The sequence below is a fragment of the Vibrio sp. K4 genome (assembly GCF_051122595.1).
In the GTDB taxonomy this organism is placed as follows: Bacteria; Pseudomonadota; Gammaproteobacteria; order Enterobacterales; family Vibrionaceae; genus Vibrio; species Vibrio owensii.
In genome coordinates, this window is the sequence record NZ_CP178577.1 from 2,737,220 (window position 1) to 2,754,738 (window position 17,519).

General features: G+C 46.7%; 15 protein-coding genes. 8 read left to right on the plus strand and 7 right to left on the minus strand.

Annotation, left to right across the window (positions count from 1 at the left end; all coding sequences use genetic code 11):
* Positions 1 to 121: 121 nt before the first annotated feature.
* Positions 122 to 1,027, minus strand: coding sequence for a hydrogen peroxide-inducible genes activator (locus ACLIIY_RS12270; RefSeq protein WP_005440336.1), 906 nt, complete (start codon positions 1,025 to 1,027; stop codon positions 122 to 124).
* A gap of 200 nt (positions 1,028 to 1,227) precedes the next feature.
* Here ACLIIY_RS12270 and ACLIIY_RS12275 point away from each other — a divergent pair, with 200 nt between their 5' ends.
* The 6 genes from ACLIIY_RS12275 to ACLIIY_RS12300 all read left to right on the plus strand — a co-directional run bounded on the left by ACLIIY_RS12275 (position 1,228) and on the right by ACLIIY_RS12300 (position 5,969).
* Positions 1,228 to 1,836, plus strand: a complete 609-nt coding sequence (locus tag ACLIIY_RS12275) for a peroxiredoxin C (RefSeq protein WP_005424820.1) — start codon at positions 1,228 to 1,230, stop codon at positions 1,834 to 1,836.
* A gap of 275 nt (positions 1,837 to 2,111) precedes the next feature.
* Complete coding sequence (locus tag ACLIIY_RS12280) at positions 2,112 to 2,855, plus strand: copper homeostasis protein CutC (protein WP_434527666.1); 744 nt, start codon at positions 2,112 to 2,114, stop codon at positions 2,853 to 2,855.
* A gap of 66 nt (positions 2,856 to 2,921) precedes the next feature.
* A complete protein-coding gene (gene ppk2, locus ACLIIY_RS12285) occupies positions 2,922 to 3,698 on the plus strand; it encodes a polyphosphate kinase 2 (RefSeq protein ID WP_434527667.1) in 777 nt (258 codons plus the stop codon).
* Between the two features lie 9 nt (positions 3,699 to 3,707).
* On the plus strand, positions 3,708 to 4,640 hold the full coding sequence (locus ACLIIY_RS12290; protein ID WP_434527668.1) for a LysR family transcriptional regulator: 933 nt from the start codon (positions 3,708 to 3,710) through the stop codon (positions 4,638 to 4,640).
* Positions 4,641 to 4,793: 153 nt separating this feature from the next.
* Positions 4,794 to 5,432 carry a YadA C-terminal domain-containing protein gene (locus ACLIIY_RS12295; protein WP_020194975.1) on the plus strand — a complete coding sequence of 213 codons (639 nt, stop codon included), beginning with the start codon at positions 4,794 to 4,796 and terminating at the stop codon, positions 5,430 to 5,432.
* Between the two features lie 57 nt (positions 5,433 to 5,489).
* Positions 5,490 to 5,969 carry a hypothetical protein gene (locus tag ACLIIY_RS12300; RefSeq protein WP_434527669.1) on the plus strand — a complete coding sequence of 160 codons (480 nt, stop codon included), beginning with the start codon at positions 5,490 to 5,492 and terminating at the stop codon, positions 5,967 to 5,969.
* A 2-nt stretch (positions 5,970 to 5,971) separates the two neighbouring features.
* On the opposite strand, the gene phoU is transcribed toward ACLIIY_RS12300, so the two are convergent.
* Genes phoU through ACLIIY_RS12320 form a run of 4 tightly spaced genes read right to left on the minus strand, consistent with a single transcriptional unit; the run spans position 5,972 to position 11,429 of the window.
* The gene (gene phoU / locus ACLIIY_RS12305) at positions 5,972 to 6,670 is read right to left on the minus strand and encodes a phosphate signaling complex protein PhoU (RefSeq protein ID WP_005440349.1); all 699 of its coding nucleotides are present in this window, start codon (positions 6,668 to 6,670) and stop codon (positions 5,972 to 5,974) included.
* A gap of 32 nt (positions 6,671 to 6,702) precedes the next feature.
* Positions 6,703 to 7,521, minus strand: a complete 819-nt coding sequence (gene pstB / locus ACLIIY_RS12310; RefSeq protein ID WP_005424834.1) for a phosphate ABC transporter ATP-binding protein PstB — start codon at positions 7,519 to 7,521, stop codon at positions 6,703 to 6,705.
* Between the two features lie 2 nt (positions 7,522 to 7,523).
* Entirely contained in the window at positions 7,524 to 9,197 is a 1,674-nt protein-coding gene (gene pstA / locus ACLIIY_RS12315; protein WP_354391405.1) for a phosphate ABC transporter permease PstA, read from the minus strand.
* Positions 9,198 to 9,224: 27 nt separating this feature from the next.
* Positions 9,225 to 11,429, minus strand: coding sequence for an ABC transporter permease subunit (locus ACLIIY_RS12320; protein WP_434527670.1), 2,205 nt, complete (start codon positions 11,427 to 11,429; stop codon positions 9,225 to 9,227).
* A gap of 211 nt (positions 11,430 to 11,640) precedes the next feature.
* Here ACLIIY_RS12320 and ppk1 point away from each other — a divergent pair, with 211 nt between their 5' ends.
* Both ppk1 and ppx read left to right on the plus strand, forming a co-directional pair.
* Positions 11,641 to 13,731: a polyphosphate kinase 1 gene (gene ppk1, locus ACLIIY_RS12325; protein ID WP_005445285.1), complete on the plus strand. Its 2,091-nt coding sequence runs from the start codon at positions 11,641 to 11,643 to the stop codon at positions 13,729 to 13,731.
* Positions 13,715 to 15,220 (plus strand): exopolyphosphatase, encoded by a 1,506-nt coding sequence (ppx, locus tag ACLIIY_RS12330; RefSeq protein WP_434527671.1) that lies wholly within the window; start codon positions 13,715 to 13,717, stop codon positions 15,218 to 15,220. Before ppk1 ends, ppx begins: the two co-directional genes overlap by 17 nt.
* Before the next feature lie 34 nt (positions 15,221 to 15,254).
* Here the strand turns inward: ppx and ACLIIY_RS12335 are convergent, their stop codons facing one another.
* Together ACLIIY_RS12335 and phoR are read right to left on the minus strand one after the other, a co-directional pair.
* Positions 15,255 to 16,220 (minus strand): PstS family phosphate ABC transporter substrate-binding protein, encoded by a 966-nt coding sequence (locus tag ACLIIY_RS12335; RefSeq protein ID WP_005440360.1) that lies wholly within the window; start codon positions 16,218 to 16,220, stop codon positions 15,255 to 15,257.
* Positions 16,220 to 17,518, minus strand: coding sequence for a phosphate regulon sensor histidine kinase PhoR (gene phoR, locus ACLIIY_RS12340; protein ID WP_045488538.1), 1,299 nt, complete (start codon positions 17,516 to 17,518; stop codon positions 16,220 to 16,222). The genes ACLIIY_RS12335 and phoR overlap by 1 nt, the downstream gene beginning before the upstream one ends.
* Between the last annotated feature and the right edge of the window lies 1 nt (position 17,519).

Genomic DNA, 17,519 nt, shown 5'->3' on the forward strand with positions numbered 1-17,519 from the left:
GAAAGTTCATCTGTAAAATTTTACAAGTCAAAGTTCACGCGCAGAATAAAATGCTAAAAAGCGCACTATTTCTAGTGCGCTTTTTGATATTAGATCGGGAGTAGCAGGCTAATACTAATAGCTAAAGCAGTTCAGAGACGACTTCTGCCAATTGATTGAAAGTGTTTGATCGTGACGAGCTCGGACGCCAAACCAAACCAATATCGCGATACGCTTGCTGACCAGGAGGGTCGATTACCACCAAGTTCTGGTTGTGTAGCAAACCATGATCAATCGCCATTTGCGGGATAAACGTGGTGCCCAGACCATTCGCCACCATTTGCACTAAGGTATGAAGACTGGTTGCGGTGAATGGGTTGATCTTCTCTTTGTCCGTTAGCTTACATGCTGAAACCGCGTGCTCTGTAAGACAGTGCTCTTTCTCTAATAAGAAGACGGATTCATCTGGCAAGTCTGCATAACGGATCGGCACAGGTACGGAATCCGCTTGATTGGCGCTGATAACCATGCGGAATGGGTCTTGCCCCACCACTCGACTTTCCATTCCCTCTATTTCTACTGGCAGAGCCAGAATCAACACGTCCAACTCACCGTGGCGAAGTGCTTGCAGCAAGTTGGTCGTCGTATCTTCTCTTAATAGAAGGTTTAATTGAGGGAAGCGGTAGTTCACCTCTTGAACAAGGTCGCACAATAAGAAAGGAGCAATGGTCGGAATACAGCCTACTTTAAGCTGCCCTTCCATATCATCGCCTTGGCATAAACGCCCCAGCTCAACAAGATCTTGCCCTTTAGCGAGAAGTTCTCGACCATGTTGCACCACCATCTCACCAGCTTGGGTGAAAACTAATGGGCTTTTTTTATCTTTCTTTTCATAAAGCGGGCAACCAATCAACTCTTCAAGGTTTTGGATGCCTTTACTTAAGGTAGATTGACTGACAAAACAACGCTCAGCAGCATCACTAAAATGTCGAGTTTCGTGCAGAGTGACCAAATAGTGTAACTGCTTCAAGCTAGGCCATTTATTCATAATTCTATTTGTATCTATTGCTGTTCCAGTGATCGAGATAATAGTTTCGGTGTTATCGCTTTTTTCGATGAACTCAATCTATTTATTTCGCTTTTTTCAATACTACAATCTGTACTATAGTTTGTCTCGCACAAACACGGACCAAACCTAAATAACTGAATGTAGGTTTGGAGCAAACCAAAATTTTTAGGAGCAAAAAAATGGTACTAGTAGGTCGTCAAGCCCCTGACTTTACTGCAGCAGCTGTTCTAGGTAACGGCGAAATCGTTGAAAACTTCAACTTTGCAGAATTCACTAAAGGTAAGAAAGCAGTAGTATTCTTCTACCCACTAGATTTCACTTTCGTTTGCCCATCTGAGCTAATCGCATTCGACAACCGTCTAGCTGATTTCCAAGCTAAAGGTGTTGAAGTAATCGGTGTTTCTATCGATTCTCAGTTCTCTCACAACGCATGGCGTAACACTGCTATCGAAGATGGCGGTATCGGTCAAGTTAAATACCCTCTAGTTGCTGACGTTAAGCACGAAATCTGTAAAGCGTACGATGTAGAGCACCCAGAAGCAGGCGTTGCTTTCCGTGGTTCTTTCCTAATCGACGAAGACGGTCTTGTACGTCACCAAGTAGTTAACGATCTACCACTAGGTCGTAACATCGACGAAATGCTACGCATGGTTGATGCACTAAACTTCCACCAGAAGCACGGCGAAGTATGTCCTGCACAATGGGAAGAAGGTAAAGCAGGTATGGACGCATCTCCAAAAGGTGTTGCAGCGTTCCTATCTGAGCACGCAGACGACCTAAGCAAATAATAGACACTGCCACCCAAGCTCAATGGGTGTGTTGGTTGGATGTATATATAAAGCAAAAAGCTATAGCGGAAAAACCGCAAACGCCAATCAGTCTAAGTAAAGTCATAAAAAAGCCCAGAGTTCGCTCTGGGCTTTCTTTTTATCTGCGCTTTGGAAAAGCAAAAGAGGCAAGCATCGCGCAAAAAGTTTACCTCTATTTCCCTCGGTCTCAGTACAGATTCTCCCCTTTCGTCCTGCTAGTATTTGCTGTAATTACAATAATTCAGGACAACCTCGTGAACACTCAACTTGAAGTCTGTATTGATAACATTGAATCTCTCCACAACGCGATTGCCGGTGGTGCAACCCGCATCGAACTCTGCTCTTCACTTGCTTTGGGTGGCTTAACCCCAAGCTATGGCTTTATGCAGCAAGCCGCTAAACACTCTACTATTCCGGTTTACGCGATGATTCGCCCTCGCCAAGGTGACTTCTTCTACAGTGAGGAAGAAATCGAAATGATGCGTTGGGATATTGAAGCCGCTAAACAAGCTGGCTTGAATGGTGTCGTGCTCGGCGTGCTCACTCAAGACGGCGACGTTCATATGCCGTACGCAACGGCACTGTGTGAATTTGCTCAAGCGCTTGGCTTAGGCGTGACCTTCCATCGAGCCTTTGACCAGTGTCGCGACGCTGAAAAAGCGTTAGAAGAAGTGATCAGTTTAGGCTGTGAGCGTATTTTGACTTCCGGCCTAGCACCTTCTGCACCGCAAGGTATCGATGTGCTTAAAGCCTTAGTTGAACAAGCACAAGGACGTATTGCGATCATGGCGGGCGCCGGTGTGAATGCAGACAATGTTGGTCAGATCGTTGAACAAGCCAAAGTCACCGAAGTGCATTTATCGGGCAAGACAACTCGCCCTAGTCACATGACCTTTATTGCCGAGCAAAGCAAAATGGGCGCTGCCGATGTGGATGACTTTTCGATTCCTGTCACCAACACCGATGCTATCGCGAACATGGTAACAGCTCTCAATTAAGCGCTTTCAAATCCCGTCTTTAGTTATTGAGTGCTAACATATTGATAACTAAGGACGGGAGGAAACATGGCGAAACTAAAGAAAAAGGAATACGAAGAAGCACTAGAACAGCTGCAAATTGAGTTGGTTAAGCTCCAAGAGTGGGTCAAACACAAAGGGCTTAAAGTCGTGGTACTGTTTGAAGGACGTGACGCCGCCGGCAAAGGTGGCACCATCAAACGCATCACTGAAAAACTCAACCCTCGTGTCTGCCGTATCGCAGCCCTTCCCGCCCCAACAGAGAAAGAAAAAACACAATGGTACTTCCAGCGCTATGTGGCACACCTGCCTGCTGCTGGGGAAATAGTGCTGTTTGATCGCAGTTGGTACAACCGTGCCGGCGTAGAGAAAGTCATGGGCTTTTGTACCCCAGACCAATATGAAGAGTTTCTCCGCTCTTGCCCGGAGTTTGAACGCATGCTGCAACGCTCTGGCATCATCTTAATTAAGTACTGGTTTTCGGTCTCCGATGAAGAGCAAGAAAAGCGTTTTCTAGAACGCATCAACACCCCGATTAAACGCTGGAAGTTCAGCCCAATGGATTTGGAATCGCGCAATCGCTGGGCAGAATATTCAGAGGCAAAAGACAAAATGTTTGCTTACACAGACACCAAACACTGTCCTTGGTGGGTAGTGCCTTCTGATGATAAAAAGAAAGCACGTTTGAATTGTATCAGCCACTTGCTCAGCCAAGTAGAATACGAAGAGCTCGAACATCCGATGATTGAACTGCCAGAACTGAATAAAGACGGGTATGTTCGTGCACCTATCGATGATCAAACCTTCGTACCCGATAAATATTAGAGATGTACCATGGCGAAAGACCTGTTTCACACCCTTGACCTGAATCTGCTCAAGACCTTTATGATTTTGATGCAAGAGAAAAACATGCGCAAAGCCTCTCAGCGCTTGTTCGTCTCTCAGCCCGCCATCAGTCAAGCGCTACAAAAGCTACGTAATCACTTCGATGACGAGCTGTTTGTGAAAGTAAAAACAGGTCTTGAACCGACACCGTTCGCCGAATCTCTCGCCAACGATATTACGCCGCACCTCGATGGTTTAGCTGCCGCAGTTAACCGCTCTCATCAGTTTGATCCTGCCGAAGTGGACAACAAAATTCGAATTGCACTGGCACCAATCACAATGACTTGCTTGCCCGGTTTCCTCTTCGAACAAATGAGAGCGTTAGCCCCTAACGCTCAACTTGAATTAGTTGGTTGGTCGAATAGCACGGTTGATGAGATCTTGAAAGGTGAAACACTGATGGGAGTAAATTACGAGTTACTTCTAACCAATAAAGAGATCTACACGCCGAAGCTACTGGATTTAAAAGGGCGTATTTTTGTCCGAGAAGATCACCCGATCACCAAGCCTCATGTTGAACCGCATGATCTTGGCGGATACCCAATTGCTTCTTTGATTTCCCCTGGGTGGAACGACAAGTTCAGTTACGCGTCTGAGCTTCTTACCGAAATGGGCGTTAAACACAGCATTGGCTTTCGCTCAGAAATGGTCTCTGCAATACTTGATGTCGTCAAACACACCGACATGTATTTGCCTCACTCCAATTTACTTCCAGTTGAGCAATTTCCGGGATTAAGGGCCGTAGACGTCACGATTGATGGTCAACCACAAATGAAGTCTATTCACGCTCATATGCATGTGAGAAACCGCAATAATCCACTCGTCAGTTGGCTCGTTGGCCTTATCCAACAAGGTTTAACAATACAAGCTAACAAGCCTTAATCTGATAAGAAATTGTTATCACCAAAATAATTAGACCTACTTAGTCATAAAAAATACTTCTCAATAAGATAGCCCTGCTTCAAAGGGAATTTAGAAAGAGCAATTGCTTACAGTAAGGATGCTGTTCCTCGTTTACTTATTGAGAGTTCAGACATGACAAATAAACTTGTAAAGCTTACTGCTGCTAGTGCCCTTCTTGCTTCTTTCAGCTCATTCGCAGGCCACATTCCAGATCGCCCAAACCCAGGCACTCCAACCAACCCAATTCAAGGGGTACCAGAGCAACCGGTTTTGCCTGAAGTTGATAACGGTGTTCCTGGTGTGCCAGATCGTCCACGCCCAGATTTATCGCCAACACCACCAATTGAAGCGGCACCTGAACATCCAACGCTTCCAGAAGTCGATAATGGCGTTCCTCATGTTCCAGACCGCCCAACGCCACAACTGCCATCAAACCCTATCGAAAATAATCCAACGGATGATCGTCTTAACCATTTAGAAGGCTTAGCAGCAGAATACGATTACCGCCTAAACCAACAAGCAGAACAAATGGATGGTATTCGCGCAAGTCTACATGCTGTCACCAACGCTCGTCCTTATGCGACTCATGGCGAACTGGCCATCGGTGCTGGTGTTGGGTTCTCAGGTAGCAAAGAAGCGGTTGCGGTTGGCGGTGCCTACGGCCTAACAGACCAAGTTAGTTTATCAGGCACCTTCCACTACGAATCATCGGGTAAGTACTCTTCCTCTGACGTTGCTGGCGGCGTTGGTGTCCAAATCAGCTTTAAGTAAGCACAAGTTCATTCAGTAAGTCCATTTGCCAAGGAAGGCATCTTTTTAGGTAGAACTATGAAACACACCCTTTCTCTTATCGCCCTGATTATCACACCGCTTTCAGCCCAAGCTTCTGGTGTATTTATTTCTCCAGAAGTGAAAGTTGGCTCGTTTCGTGGCGCTGGTATTCAATTTGGCACCAATGATGTCGCTGGCTTTGATGCGCTCTATTTTGATTACTCTCGAGTGACCTACACCAGTGGAAACTTTGACGAAACCATCGATGCTTATCGCGTTGGTTTTCAACACATGTTTGACCACCAGCCACAAATGGGCTTTCAAGCCAGTCTTGGTATAGCCAGTTATGATGGGACTTACAAAGAAGAGAAAAGAGATACTACAGGATTGAGCATCGGTGGTGCTTATGTGTATCAGGTGAATCCGATTCTCTCAGTCAGGGCAGGAGCAGATTTGGATATCTTTAAAGACGACAAAACCCACACGTTTACCGATACGGCAATTAATTTCTCTGTGGGTTTTGGTCTGCGGTTATAAGGTTATTTCAGCACGTCATCGATGCTTTGATCACCTAGGTGGCGTACATCTTTCCCTTTCACGAAGTAGATGATGTATTCACAGATGTTCTGGCAACGGTCACCTACACGTTCAATGGCACGTGCCGACCACATCACTTGCAGAATGTGTGGAATGTTTTTCGGATCTTCCATCATGTAAGTCATCAGCTGACGAATCACCGCTTCGTATTCCGCATCCAACTTATCATCAAGCTTGTGCACTTCTGCTGCTGCTTCGACATCCATGCGCGCAAAGGCATCGAGCACTTGGTGAAGCATTTGGATTGCTTGACGGCATAAAGGCTCTAACGAGACTTGGAATTGGCGCTCTTTCGATGATGGGCTTTCAATCGCCACGTAGGCAATACGCGTTGCAACATCACCAATGCGCTCAAGATCTGTGATGGTCTTAATGATAGCCATGATCAAACGTAAGTCTTTTGCTGTAGGCTGACGCTTGGCAATAATGCGAGTACAAGCGTCATCAATCGACACTTCCATCGCGTTGACTTTGTGATCATCACGCACAACTTTACGCGCCAGTTCGATGTCTTCCTTATGCAAGGCCTGAATAGCATACGACAACTGCTGTTCTACCAAGCCTCCCATGGTGAGTACATGGGTACGAATCGATTCTAGCTCTACGTTAAATTGTCCTGAGATGTGACGTCCAAAGTGCATGGCTTTCCTTTTAATCCTTGAAAGGTCGCGGCTTAACCGTAACGACCGGTAATGTAATCTTCGGTTTGTTTCTTCATTGGAGAGGTGAAGATCGAATCCGCATCCGAATATTCAATCAGTTTACCCATATGAATGAATGCAGTGTGGTCACTGACGCGCGCCGCTTGTTGCATGTTATGGGTAACGATAACCACAGTATATTGAGTCTTGAGCTCGTTGATAAGCTCTTCAATAGTTAAAGTTGAGATTGGATCCAAAGCCGACGTTGGCTCATCCAATAATAGTACTTCTGGCTCAATCGCAACGGCGCGTGCAATCACCAAACGCTGCTGCTGGCCACCAGAAAGTCCAAATGCGTTTTCATGTAGACGATCTTTTACTTCGTCCCATAATGCCGCAGAACGCAGTGAACGCTCGACCGCATCGTCCAACATGCGACTGTTCTTCACACCTTGTAAACGAAGACCGTAAACCACGTTTTCGTAAATCGACTTAGGGAATGGGTTTGGGCGCTGGAATACCATGCCTACTCGGCGACGCAGCGTGGCAACATCCACACTTGGGTTATACACATTCTTACCGTGCAAACGTACTTTTCCTGTCACCTTACAACCTTCGACTAAATCGTTCATTCGGTTGATACAGCGCAGCAATGTGGATTTACCACAGCCGGACGGTCCGATGAATGCGGTTACGCGCCCCTTTGGAATACGCATGGAAATGTCGTGCAGCGCCTGAGCCTGACCATAGAAAAGATTAAGGTTCTCGATCGAGATAGCCGTTTGTTCATCCGTCAGGTTGTGCACATCCAATGGCGGCTCATAACCTAATGTATTATCAAAGTTAAACATGCTTAATCTTGTCCTAAAGTTCGGTATTTCTCTCGCAGATTATTACGAATACTGATTGCTGTTAAGTTTAGTCCGACAATAACCGTTACGAGTAAGAAGGAAGTCGCGTAAACCAACGGACGCGCAGCTTCGATATTCGAGGTCTGGAATCCAACATCGTAAATGTGGAAGCCTAGGTGCATGAACTTTCTGTCCAAGTGCACATAAGGGAATTGCCCATCCACCGGTAAGCTAGAAGCTAACTTCACGACCCCCACCAGCATCAATGGTGCTACCTCACCCGCAGCGCGAGCAATTGCGAGAATCAAACCAGTGATTATCGCTGGGGTTGCCATAGGCAAAACCACACGCCAAAGCGTTTCGAACTGCGTTGCACCCAAGGCTAACGAACCATGACGAACTGAACTCGGAATACGGGTTAAACCTTCTTCCGTGGTAACAATCACCACAGGTAGCGTCAAGACCGCTAGCGTCAATGCAGACCACAACAAGCCCGGCGTACCAAAGGTTGGAGCGGGTAATCGCTCGGCGTAAAACAGGTTATCGATTGAGGCACCAATGGTGTAGACAAAAAAGCCCAAACCAAATACGCCGTAAACAATAGAAGGAACACCAGCAAGGTTAATCACCGCAATACGGATCACCCGAGTTAGGGCATTGTTCTTGGCGTATTCATGCAAGTAAATCGCCGCAACCACACCCAATGGCATCACGATGATCGACATGATGATAACCAAGAAAACCGTACCGAAAATCGCGGGGAAAACACCACCTTCAGAGTTTGATTCGCGAGGGTCTTCGGATAAGAACTTCCAAACCTGTTTCCCCCAATGGGCAACTTTTTCAGGCAGTGACATTTGGTTTGGATACCAGTAGTCCAAAATGTCTTCTAATGGAATCGAAACTTGAGTCCCAGTCATATCTTCGACAATCAGCGCATAATCAGAGAAGCCCAAACGCAGTCCATCAAGCTGCATGTCTAGCTTGGCTAACTCAGCTTCAATTTCTGCCTTACGCTTGCTGTTGTTTGCTAAAAAGTCTTCAGTGATGGTGTCGTTAAGCTCATGCTTACGTTTGTCTAAACGAAGCTGCTCCAATTGCCATCCCAAGTCTTTTACTTGGTCATCCACCAGCATATCGATTTCGTGATGCAAGGTTTCGGCATCATCGAGCTTTTGATCCAAAAGCGTTTGAATGTTGTTTTCGTAACGCGTTTTACCATCTTGGAAAGCAACAAACTTACCGAAGAAGTAGCCACCGCTACTACGTTCAATCACTGCCCATTCGCCCGGCGTCGTTGGGTCATCCAACTGCATTCTCAACACAGAGATAAAGTCCGCTGGATACAATTCACGGTTGGCAATTTTGATGTTTAGGCGCGTCGCAAACTCTTCGTCTTCTGCGAGTTTATTTGCTGCCTCTTTTGGCAGGTAACTTCTTGGCACAAAGCTGCGCTCGTATACCTGACCAACCAGAATCGAGTTTTCATGCAGCACTTCGCCCTGCACCGGTGTTAGTGCAGCAACATTCCATTGATAAAGTGGCGCCGGCCAGAAGTAAGTAAGCCCCTTCCAGCCAATCAATAGCAATAAACCGAGGACAGAAAGCAGACTGATGCTTACCGCTCCCCCGGTTAACCAAATCCAAGGTGCGCCAGAACGAATCCAATTTAACACGCTATTACTCGCTCTTTCGTTAACTGATTACAACGCACGATATTTATCTCTTAGTCTTTGACGAACCCATTCCGCCAAGGCGTTCACCGCAAAAGTGAAGACAAACAAAATTAATGCCGATAGGAACAACAATCGATAGTGCGAACTGCCTACTTCCGACTCTGGCAATTCAACCGCAATGGTCGCCGACAAGCTACGCAAGCCCTCTAGTACGTTCCAATCCATTAATGGCGTATTACCCGTCGCCATTAATACAATCATGGTTTCGCCCACAGCGCGACCAAGCCCCATCATGATTGCCGAGAAGATCCCCGGACTGGCTGTCAGCAGAACCACATAAATCAGGGTTTGCCATGGCGTCGCGCCAAGTGCTAATGAACCATCCGATAAGTGTTTCGGCACAGAGAAAATCGCATCTTCGGCAATGGTGAAAATCGTTGGAATAACCGCAAAGCCCATCGCCAAACCAACCACCAGAGCATTACGTTGATCAAAGCCAATGCCATGGTCAGTCAGGAACAAACGCATGTCCCCACCAAAGAAGGCTTGCTCAAGCATTGGTGATATCCACACACCCAAACCGATCAGCAGCAGAAGCAAAGGCATCAACACCAAAGCATGCCACCCGTTTGGAAGGCGGTTACGAATCGGTTGTGGGATCAGCGCCCATAGACCACCCATCACCATGGTACTCAGAGGCAGAACAAACAACATCACCACAACGGTAATCAGATGGTCTTCCACAATCGGGGCGAACCAAAGTCCGGCAAGGAAACCAATGATAACCGTAGGCAAAGCTTCCATTAACTCGATAGATGGCTTCACCACACGGCGCATACGTGGTGACATAAAGTAAGCGGTATAAATGGCACCCAGTACAGCCAGTGGTACCGAGAACAACATTGCAAACATTGCCGCCTTGATGGTACCAAACGCAATTGGCACTAAGCTGAATTTCGCCTCGAAGTCATCACTGGCTGAGGTAGATTGCCACACAAATTCGGGCTCTGGGTAACCTTCATACCAAACCTTTTGCCATAAGGAGGACAGAGAGACTTCTGGGTACGGGTTATCAACAAACGCGACATTCAATTCGTCGTTTTGCCATGTGATCAAGTAGCGCTCGTTATTCGACATTCCTGCCATCACTGGCGCTTGTTTGTAGGCACGTTTAAACAACACCAACTTCTCACTGGTGGTGTAGTGGCTTTGCAACGTACCGTTGGTGTAAAAGCTGTAGAAACCTTTGCGGTGTGAATCGGGAAGTAAATACTTCAGCTCAGACGCCAACTTAAAGTCACGAATGTGAGTCAAAGTTCGCTGGTCGCCCTGCAACGTATCAAACCATTGCGATACACGACCATCGTTATGCGTAACAAGCAGAGAATACGCCCCAGCCAACAAATCCATCGTTCTCACAGAGTGCTTTTTATCCCCCTGAGTCAGATCGATCACTTCACGCACTGAGAACTTATTGTCACCTTTCACCAAGACAATCAGCTCTGAACCATTGCGCAAGTAAAGGTTATTGCCATCTGGCGTCAGCAACATTTGGTCTGGCGCATCAAAACCTGAAGAGAAGGTGTAGTCATGGGTAACAGGTGATGCATCTATTAGTTGAGGAACTTGCCAACGCGCTTTTATTACGCCGCTTTGTGTTTGCCAAACAAGGGTTGGAGCTTGCGTGGAAGTACTGAAAACAAATGTCTTAACTGGATCAGATGCATCTGTCAGTTGCATGTCCATTGAAGTTCGAAACGGCACGACTTCTGGTGGGCGAGTGTTTTCACGCAGCGTAGCGTTAAATTCCGGCTTGAAGATGTGCGCTTTACCTTGATCATCAACCAAACCATACCAACCTAACCCCGGTGCAGACTGAGAAAACGCCACTGGGTTGTTGGCTATTTGCTGAGTGTACAGCGCAGGTTTACTGGAATCATCGAGAGGAAGAAAACGCACTTCACCGGATTGGGTTAACACCAGACCGATTTGAGAGTAATCATCAACGGAAATTGCGAGTGGCTTCCCGCTTTGGGTAGCACGAGCGGCATAATTGGTTTCGATCTCTGCATCAGAAAACAGAGGAATGATCACCATTGCAAGGTAAACGAAGATCAACACAAGAGCAGCAAGAACGCCTACACCACCGGATGTCACTGCAAATCGAACCAAACGATCTTTGATCAATCGTTTTTTATCTTTTTCCTGCAATGAAAACTCGGCTTGTGCCATTGATCTCTCTACCCTTTTTGACTTAGTACTAGAATATGTCGTTAAGATGACAATTATATTACAGATCACATTAAACAACTGAAAAGAATACAACTCTTATGCAGACCGTGTTATGAAATAAATCTGTAACGTAAACCTCATAATGTTCAGGCTCATCTTTTTTATCCCACAGATGAGTGCGGATTTACTTCATTTTAGGCTAGGTAAGGTTATGAGCGCAGAAAAACTCTATATAGAAAAAGAACTTAGTTGGTTGTCTTTTAACGAGAGAGTATTACAAGAAGCCGCTGATAAAACCGTCCCTCTAATCGAACGTATTCGCTTTCTAGGGATCTTTTCCAATAACTTAGATGAGTTCTACAAGGTTCGCTTTGCAGACGTAAAACGTCGGATCTTGATCAGCCAAGAACGAGGTGGAAGCGATAACTCTAAGCACTTGTTAACTAAGATGCAAACCAAAGCATTAAGGCTGAACGAACAATTTGATGAACTGTACGGTGATTTGATCCGAGAAATGGCGCGGCGCCGCATTTTCTTGGTTAACGAAAACCAGTTAGATGACACCCAAAAGCGCTGGATCACCAAGTACTTTCGCAAAGAAGTCATGCCACACATCACTCCGCTATTGATTAAAGATGACATCGATGTGTTGCAGTTTCTTAAAGACGAATACGCCTACATTACCGTCGATCTGCGCAAAGACGATCATTCCCAATACGCTTTACTCGAAATCCCAACTGACCATCTCCCCCGCTTCGTAATGGTACCGGAGCAAAAAGGCAAACGTCGCAAGACCATCATTCTGCTCGACAACATCATCCGTTACTGTCTGGATGAACTGTTTAAAGGCTTCTTCGATTATGACGAGCTAAATGGCTACGCGATGAAGATGACCCGCGATGCCGAATACGATTTACGCCTAGAGATCGAATACAGCTTGCTCGAACAGATGTCTGAAGGAGTGAACCAACGCTTAACTGCCATGCCTGTGCGCTTTGTTTATGAACGTGAAATGCCGCAAGAAATGCTCGATTTCTTGTGCAGCAAACTGCAAATCTCCAACTATGACAGTTTGATTCCCGGTGGGCGTTACCACAACTTTAAAGACTTCATTGGCTTTCCAAATGTTGGTCGTGAGTACCTAGAAAACAAACCCATGCCACCGATGAAGTGTGCCGACTTCGAAGGCTACGCCAACAGTTTCGATGCAATCAAAGCCAAAGACATTTTGCTTTACTACCCTTATCACACCTTTGATCACATCTCTGAACTGGTTCGCCAAGCTTCCTTCGATCCTAAAGTGTTGGCGATCAAGATTAACATTTACCGCGTTGCCAAAGATTCACGCTTGATGAACTCACTGATCGATGCAGTCCACAATGGCAAAAGCGTAACTGTGGTGGTGGAGCTGCAAGCCCGATTTGATGAAGAAGCCAATATCGAGTGGTCAAAAGTTCTCACCGATGCGGGCGTGCACGTTATCTTTGGTGCGCCGGGCTTGAAAATTCACTCAAAACTGCTCCTGATCAGCCGCCGCGAAGAAGGTGAAATCGTGCGTTACGCGCATATCGGTACAGGTAACTTCCACGAGAAAACCGCACGCATTTACACCGACTTCGCACTGCTAACTGCAGATCAAGAAATTACCAATGAGGTTCGTAACGTCTTTGGCTATATCGAGAACCCATACCGTCCAGTCAGGTTTAATCACCTCATCGTTTCACCACGCAATTCGCGTAAACAACTCTACCGTTTGATTGATGGGGAGATTGCAAACGCAAAAGCCGGCAAGAAAGCAGCACTAACGATCAAAGTGAATAACTTAGTCGACAAAGGCATCGTCAATAAACTTTATGGAGCAAGCAATGCTGGGGTGAAAATTAATATGATCATCCGCGGTATGTGTTCACTCGTCCCGGGGATTGAAGGCGTGAGCGAGAACATTCGCATCATCAGTATTGTTGACCGCTTCCTGGAGCACCCTCGTGTCGTGATCACCCACAATGACGGCGACCCGCAGGTTTATATCTCATCAGCGGACTGGATGACGCGAAATATCGATCATCGTATTGAAGTTGCTGCTCCGGTTCGTGATCCACGTTTGAAACAGCGAATTATTGATATAACTAACATTCACTTTACCGATACAGTAAAAGCTCGTTTGATAGATAAAGAGATGAGCAACAGCTACGTGCCGCGAGGTAATCGAAAAAAAGTTCGCTCACAAGTTGCCATCTACGACTATCTTAAAAATATAGAGAAGCAAACAAGAAAACAAAAAGCAGATGCCTCAAATACTTGAACAAGATGTACGCCATATTGCAGCCATTGACCTTGGGTCGAACAGCTTCCATATGGTGGTGGCGAAAGTTGTTGGAAGTGACCTGCAATTAGTCAGCCGCCATAAACAGCGAGTGCGCTTAGCTTCCGGACTCGATTCAGAGCTCAACCTTAGCCATGCTGCAATGGAGCGAGGCCTTGAGTGCCTCGCGATGTTCGCCGAACGCTTGCAAGGCTTTGAAGCCTCAAACGTAAGAATTGCAGCTACCCACACTTTAAGGCGTGCTAACAACGCCCACCTCTTTATCAAACGTGCCAAAGAGGTGCTGCCTTTCCCAATTGAAATCATCCCGGGCGAAGAGGAAGCTCGCCTCATCTATCTCGGCGTCGCGCATACGCAAGCGGAGTCTAACTCCAAACTGGTCGTCGATATCGGTGGCGGTAGTACCGAGATGATCATTGGTCAAGAGTTTGAGCCAGAGCTTCTCAACAGCAAACAAATGGGCTGTGTGAGTTTTACCGAACAGTTCTTCAATAATGGCAAACTGTCGCGCAAAAACTTCAGCAAAGCGATTCTCGCCGCAGAGCAACGCATGGAGTCCATTGCTGCAAAATACCGCAAGAAAGGCTGGGATATTGCCCTCGGCTCTTCAGGTACTATTAAAGCGATTCGCGAAGTCTTGATTGGTTTAGGTCATGAAGATGGGCTGATCACCAATAAGCGTTTGGGCAAGCTCATCGACACATTGTGCGAGTTTGAGTCCATTGATGATATCGAGCTTGTTGGTCTGACCGACGAACGCAAGCCAGTCTTTGCCGCTGGTGTAGCCATTTTGTCTGCCATCTTCCAATCACTAAAAATCAACCAGATGTTCTTCTCGGATGGCGCATTGCGTGAAGGTCTGCTTTACGAGATGGAAGAACGCTTCGCTCGTTCTGATATTCGTATGCGCACCACAGAAAACCTCGCAAAACAACATCGCGTTGATATCGAACACGCAGCACGTGTAAAAGGTCATGCAAGAGAGATGCTGTGCAATGTTCGTTCTGAACTTGGTCTCAAGAAGAAGAGTGAGCTGTTTGATTTACTGGAATGGGCGGCTTTGCTGCATGAAGTCGGCTTGAGCATCAGTCTGCGCGGTTTCCATCGTCACTCGTTCTACATTCTGCTGCATTCCAACTTACCCGGCTTTAACCGCGAGCAGCAATTGGTATTGGCGACCTTAGCTCGCTTCCAACGTAAATCCCTTAAGCTGAATGAGTTCCCAGAGTTCAATCTCTACAAAGAGAGTGACATCATCAACTTAATTAAGATTCTGCGCCTAGCCATTGTAGTCAACGGTCAACGTAATGATGATCCACTGCCCGAGCTGACACTATCGATAGAAGAAGATAAGTGGGTACTTACCTGCGTAGAAGAAGATTGGTTGGAGAACAACAAGTTGCTCGATGCCGATTTGCAGGAAGAGCAGCAACGCTGGGAAAGCGCAGGATGGGCATTGAGCTTCTAACTACGAACTCAATGAGATAAAGAAAAAGGTCGGCTTATAAACCGACCTTTTTTAATTCCTCTGCAGCGAAATCGGCAGTAATGGGAACATAACCGTCTTTCGCAACCAGCGCTTGCCCTTGGGCAGAGAACATAAAGCGAATGAACTCAGCTTCAATTGGGCTTAGCGGATAATCCGGATGTTTATTCACGTATACATAGAGGTAACGCGATAGTGGGTACTTACCTGAGATGATATTTTCACGCACAGGGCTAACGTAGTCTGTGCCTGTTTTCGCAATTGGGACTAAGCGAACACCCGCCACGCGATAACCCACACCTGAGTAGCCTACACCACTGATCGTTGAGGCCACAGACTGTACCACTGAGGCAGATCCCGGTTGCTCGTTCACACGAGTTTTAAAATCGCCGCCACACAAGGCATTACTTTTAAAATAACCGTACGTACCCGATACCGAGTTACGCCCAAACAGCTGCAAGTTACGTTTCGCCCACTCAGCTTTGATGCCTAACTCACGCCAGTTGGTAATGAACTCACTTTCGCCGCAGCGTAAAGTCGCGGAAAACATCGCATCCAACTGATGGAAATTAAGCCCTTTGATTGGATTATCTTGGTGCACAAAAATACCAATCGCATCAATCGCAACACGAAGCGCCGTTGGTTTGTAACCATGCACCCGCTCAAATGCTTCGATCTCACGCATACGCATAGAGCGACTCATTGGACCGAATTGCGCAGTTTGCTCCGTTAACGCCGGTGGCGCAGTCGATGAGCCAGACGCTTGTACCTGAGCATTAATGTTCGGGTAGATAGATTTAAACTCTTCCACCCAAAGCGTGGTCATGCCCGCTAGCGTATCAGAGCCGACAGACAATAAGTTACCGGCTATGCCAGTCGTCTTTTGATAATTCGGCAGCGGTTTATCTTGCGCAATAGCCACGCTGGAAAGCACTAACGTGGCTAGAGTGATTTTCTTGATTGCTTTGGATACAACACTCATTACTTCACCACCAAACGACTTGGTAGGATGAAGGAGAACTTACTGCCAACACCAACTTCACTGTAAATTTCGAGATGAGAGTCATGGTGACTCAACGCGTGCTTCACTATGGCTAAGCCTAGACCACTGCCACCGGTATCTCGTGAACGAGCTTTATCGACGCGATAGAAACGTTCGGTCAATCGATGCAAGTGTTGTGGCTCAATACCATCACCGCTGTCTTCTACTTCTAGGCAAGCGCCTTGCGCAGTTTGATACCAACGAACGTTAATGTGTGCACCAGGTGGTGTGTATTTTACTGCGTTGTACACCAAGTTAGAGATCGCACTACGTAGTTGGTCATCATCACCGAGCACACGCAGGCTAGAATCCACGTCGAACTTCAACTGATGCTGCTCATCACCACTTAGGCTTACCGCTTCCTTCTCTAGCACTTCTAACATGCTCGGGACATTGACCACATCTTCCAACTCATGCATTGGTGCCGCTTCAATCTTAGACAGCGTCAGAAGCTGATTAACCAAGCTGTTCATGCGGTTGAGCTGCTCTGTCATCACCCCATGTGCCTTCGTCCACATCGGGCCAACAATCATGTCTGGATCTTCCGTCATCTCAAGATAGCCTTGCAGTACCGTCATCGGTGTACGAAGCTCATGAGATACGTTAGCGAAGAAGTTACGACGCATACCTTCAAGCTGTTTAAGTTGGCTCACATCACGTACCACCATCAGGTGTTCCCCTTCGGTGTAAGGTACGATACGCAACTCCAACATTCGCTCGACATTCAGTGGTGAGCGCATTTCTAGCGGCTCTGAGAAGTCTTGCTTGTTGATGTACTTAATAAAATCTGGAGTACGAATAAGGTTAGAGATAGGTTGCCCAGAATCTTCCGGCCAGTGGAACCCCAAAAGGTGCTGCGCGAGCTTGTTACACCATACGATGTTACCTTCCGCACGAAATACCACCACCGCATCCGGCAGCGATTCAGCACCATTGCGGAAACGGCGAATCAAATTGGTAAGCTCTTTGCGCTTACGACGCTGACGTTGTTGCAATCGGTATAAACCGTTGAATAACGATTCCCAATTGCCACTACCTGACGGTGGCGTAAGACGCTTTTCATCCCACAACCAAGCCGACAAGCGCACCTGATTATGCAAATGCCATACAAGCTGCAAAGCCGTGGCCGCCAAAAGCAACCACGGCATATAACCGAATATCCAACCTATTATCACCCAGGGGGTGTAAAAAAAAGCCAGCTCCCAGGCCAGCTTTTTCCAAGTTAATCTTTCAACCACT